Here is a 4218-nt window from a genome sequence, read left to right on the forward strand (position 1 = left end):
CAGGCGACGCGCAGACGCTGGGAAGATCTGAACACCGAACGAAAGGAAGCGATGAGCCATGCTGCCAGCCTGAAAAAATCATCGCCGTTTTCGTCCGGTTTTTCCCGTATTCCCCTGATGCAATGGGTTGCACCGGAATACGGCCGCGAACAGGAAAAAATCCAGTCGTTGAGCCAGCGCATGGAAAAATTGCGGCAGCATCACTGGAAGGTTGAGAAACAGGACATTCCCGCGAGTCAAAAAGCATTTGAAACACAGTGGCAGCAGTGGGGTGCATCTGGCCTTGCAGATCTCCGAGAACAGTTGCGTAAACGTGAAGAGGAATTGCGCCGGAAGGAGCAGGAGGAAACAGAACGTCGTCGGGCGGAGCAGCTCAGGAGAAATGACAATGCCGTTATGGATTCAGGGGTACTGAAAGCAGTCGTTACGGGGTATGGCGAGGCCCCCATGCCAGGTAACGGGGAAATGACCTGTTACCTTCTGCTTCACAACCGGAACGGAGAATATACGCTCTGGGGGAACGAACTGGAGAAATACCGCGCCAGAATTTTTGAGAGTGTTGATTTAATGCGTGACAGGAGTGGTTATATCTGTGAGCGAAGCGAAATCGGTCAACGTCCACCACTGCAACATGTTTATTCCTCTGCGACCTTTGAGCAACTGCTGACGCAGGTTTGCCAGACATGGCCGCAACATACCCGCGATCTCCGCCAGCCGAAGACATGGCCGGAGTCTTTCTGTCTTGGAGAAGACCGCCAGCCAGCCATGCCATCACTGGCGGCAAGGAAGGTGGATTTTACGCAGGGACGTCTGCCACCGACTCTGATGCCGGTAATGAGTTCTGTCGACCGTGAAACCCGCCAGCTTCAGCTTTTGCTGGTCATGGGTGTGGATGACTCTATGGGCGGTGTTGTCCGGCTTAATGGTACGCTGTATCCCGCGTTTGCCGTCCCCACAGCCGACAACAGCCAGCTGGTAATCAATGCACTGACCGACAAAGGTTTACGCTTTGCAGGCTATGGTGAAGCGGTAAACCACGATGCTGACAGTCCGGCACGTCCTGCGCCGGAACTTATGCAGTTTCATCTGAAAACCTGGAGCGAACCGCTTTTTGCTATCGTCAACACGCCAGAAAAACAGCCGGATCATCTGTTCCGCTCGCTGGGCTTTGAGCGCACCTGGGATGAATGGCAACGTGATGAATATGCCCGAACACACGCCACCGAGAGGAGACATGATCGCGGTTGGTCACAGTGAATGTGACCAATATTTTGTTTTGTTTAACATCGTGTTATGTTCGTCGATGTTCATCGACAGGGATGAATGCAAGAAGCACACACATAACACAAATCAACTTTATAGTTTTCCCGCCCCCGAAAAATTGGGGGTTCTTTTTTCACTGTGCCAGAGCGTTTATGACGCAATTTTTTACTTCACCAGTACCTTCGCATGCCAAACACAAAAAAAACGCGTCAGAGAGCGTTTTAGAGGCCTTAAAATCGATTCTAGATCGTCATCTTGATCTGTTTGTCTTCCTTGAAGCGAAAATGCAGGGCTACAACCGTGCGCCCCTTCTTGATCGTCTCAAGCGTTACAGCCAAGTCGCTTTTTTGATTCAGTTCGTCAACGCAAGGTCTTAATAATTGCTGGTTCAGAGACTTATATGTTTGATATTTATGCTCTATATCAAGCATTGAGCGAAAATCATCGAGGGCGATAATACGTTCCCCTGTGCTGCGGAATTGCTGGAGAAGTTCGTATATTCTTATGCTGTAACTTCTTGATAAATTGGAGATGTTCTTAATTACAACTCTAGTAAATTGCCCCTTCAACTGTGTCAGATAAGGCATGACCGCATCTGAAAAAGTGATTTGGGCTTTGCCCTCACCTTTAGCGTACTGTGCCCGATACTGGATCCAGCGGAACTCCTCGCGCTTCTCATCGTCCTTAAGGATGATCGACCTGTCCCACAAACGATCAATTGCTTCCTGTAGCTGAACCTCGGCATTTTTCCGCCCCATATCAGGGAATGAGTCGAAATACTCTTCGGCGGTAACAGTCATGGTCTTTTGCAATTCAGTGGATTCTGCATCAGAACCCGACTTCAATCGACCAATGCAAAGTAACAAGAATCGCTGTTCCTGAAGAGTCAATTTATAGCTGGCCTCAACCAGTGCATTGGATTTGTAGGCAATCAGATCCGACATTGTAAATCCCTCAACCTAAGGTAATGAGCAAAATATAAACATTCCTTTAGGTAAAGGCAATATGATTTAATTTTAATATCCCTTTTCCTGTGAATATTACCTTAAATCATATTGCCTTTACCTTAAATCATATTGCCTATCCACCTTAAATCATATTGCCTTTACCTTAAATTATATTACCTATAGTCTTCTAAACTCTTGAATTTCATAAGAAAATTCGGCCCTAAAACAAGTATTAAAAACAAGATCTTAAAAACAAGATCTAAAAACTTAACGGCGAGCCTGTGGAAAACTTGGGGGGTTCAAAACAAAAAATCATGAAAAACAACAGGTTACAAAAAAGCAGGTTCGCAAGCTTTAGCAAAACCCCGCTCAACCCTGTGGAAATCCAGTATTCATGCGGGTTCAGCGCATATCACCTGTCGAAAAACCGTGCGTATGTGCTCAATCTGGCGACGGATTCACTTCCGCTTCCTCGCCCACTCGCTCGCTAACGCTCGGTCGCTGGGGCTGCGGCGAGCGGACGGTGCATTCACGCCTGTTGGTCGTTTTCTGACACTTCTTTGGGGACTGGTTTTGGTAACGCGTTCAGTTCGTCAATCAACGGCTGTATCCTGCTCACATCAGCCTGCCGTGTTACCTCTGTCTTCAGGAGATGAAGCAACCAGGCTCGTAGTTGTGTTTCCCTAGGCTTCCTGACCTTTGCCAGCAATGCCGCTCCCACAATGACCTTCTGCGCTGTGTCCAGGCTCCTGCTCTTCGCCTTCAGACGCTGCAATCTGGCCTCAGCATCGGCAATCTTCTGTTCGAGTGTTCTACTCATTCCGTAACTCCGTGCGCGGTGAAAAATCGTATTTTAGCGCGTCACTGGTAGTTTAAAAACTGAACTGGCATAATGCACAGCAAATCACGAAGTGCGCACTTATACAAACTCTCCTTCGTCGAGTTTGTGTGCGCCCTGCGGGGCTAAAAGAAAACGGCAACAACGACACGATGGCAATTTATCATCTCAGCATGAAGATTCTTTCCAGAAGCAAGGGCTACAGCGCCGTTGCTTCTGCTGCCTATCGTGCCGGAGAAAAAATACTGGATGAGCGCACCGGAGTGATTCACGACTACACCCGCAAAAACGGTGTAGCCAGCGCAGTGATTCTGACGCCAGCAAACGCCCCAGCATGGTGTGCGAACCGCGCCGAACTCTGGAATGCTGTTGAAAAAGCCGAGCGGCGGAAAAACTCACAACTTGCGCGGGAGTTCGAACTCGCCATCCCCCGTGAACTGGCGCAGGATGCCGCACGGGAAACAGTTCTCAACTTCGTAAGGGAAAACTTTGTCAGTCGCGGCATGATCGCCGACGTGGCCTTTCACAATCTGGGCGGGTCAAACCCACACGCGCACATCATGCTATCCATGAGGGCAATCACGCCTGACGGCTTCGGGGAGAAAGTCCGTGAGTGGAATGACTGGACTCACGCCGAAACATGGCGGGGATCATGGGCAGACCATGCGAACAGGGCGCTGGCGAACGCCGGTTATCAGGAAGAGATAGACCATCGTTCATACGAGCGACAGGGGGTTGAGAAAACGCCTGGCATTCACCTCGGAAAGTCGGCCTGTGCGATGGAAAAGTGGGGCATCGAAACAGAACGCGGCGAACAGAATCGCCTGATTAACAGGCTTAACCTGGAAATACAGGTTTCCCGCGACGAACTCAGGAACAGTGAGCTGACAGAGCCCGCACGCCGTATGGCTGACCTTCTGAATATTGAGCTTCCTGACAACGCAACTTCGTACATACTGCATGACATCATCGAAGCGTTGCCGACGGACAGTAACGCAGCATGGAAACTCACCAGTAAAGCCATGTCGATGATGGCAGATATGCAGGCGACGCGCAGACGCTGGGAAGATCTGAACACCGAACGAAAGGAAGCGATGAGCCATGCTGCCAGCCTGAAAAAATCATCGCCGTTTTCGTCCGGTTTTTCCCGTATTCCCCTGATGCAATGGG

General features: G+C 49.8%; 4 protein-coding genes. 2 read left to right on the top strand and 2 right to left on the bottom strand.

Going from position 1 to position 4218, the window contains the following annotated elements; translation table 11 throughout:
- On the top strand, positions 1 to 1257 hold a 1257-nt coding region (locus tag KGB14_RS23245; protein WP_411740806.1), incomplete at its 5' end, for a hypothetical protein.
- Positions 1258 to 1505: 248 nt separating this feature from the next.
- On the opposite strand, the gene KGB14_RS23250 is transcribed toward KGB14_RS23245, so the two are convergent.
- Both KGB14_RS23250 and KGB14_RS23255 read right to left on the bottom strand, forming a co-directional pair.
- Positions 1506 to 2207: a replication initiation protein gene (locus KGB14_RS23250; RefSeq protein ID WP_011666799.1), complete on the bottom strand. Its 702-nt coding sequence runs from the start codon at positions 2205 to 2207 to the stop codon at positions 1506 to 1508.
- A 532-nt stretch (positions 2208 to 2739) separates the two neighbouring features.
- Positions 2740 to 3030, bottom strand: coding sequence for a mobilization protein (locus tag KGB14_RS23255; RefSeq protein ID WP_137491003.1), 291 nt, complete (start codon positions 3028 to 3030; stop codon positions 2740 to 2742).
- Between the two features lie 128 nt (positions 3031 to 3158).
- Between KGB14_RS23255 and mobQ the strand changes: the two genes are divergently transcribed.
- Positions 3159 to 4218 (top strand): MobQ family relaxase (gene mobQ / locus KGB14_RS23260; protein WP_223488991.1); only part of this gene is annotated, 1060 nt, incomplete at its 3' end.

Origin of the sequence: Pseudomonas sp. A-RE-19, from assembly GCF_019956555.1 — a bacterium.
Lineage (GTDB): Bacteria > Pseudomonadota > Gammaproteobacteria > Pseudomonadales > Pseudomonadaceae > Aquipseudomonas.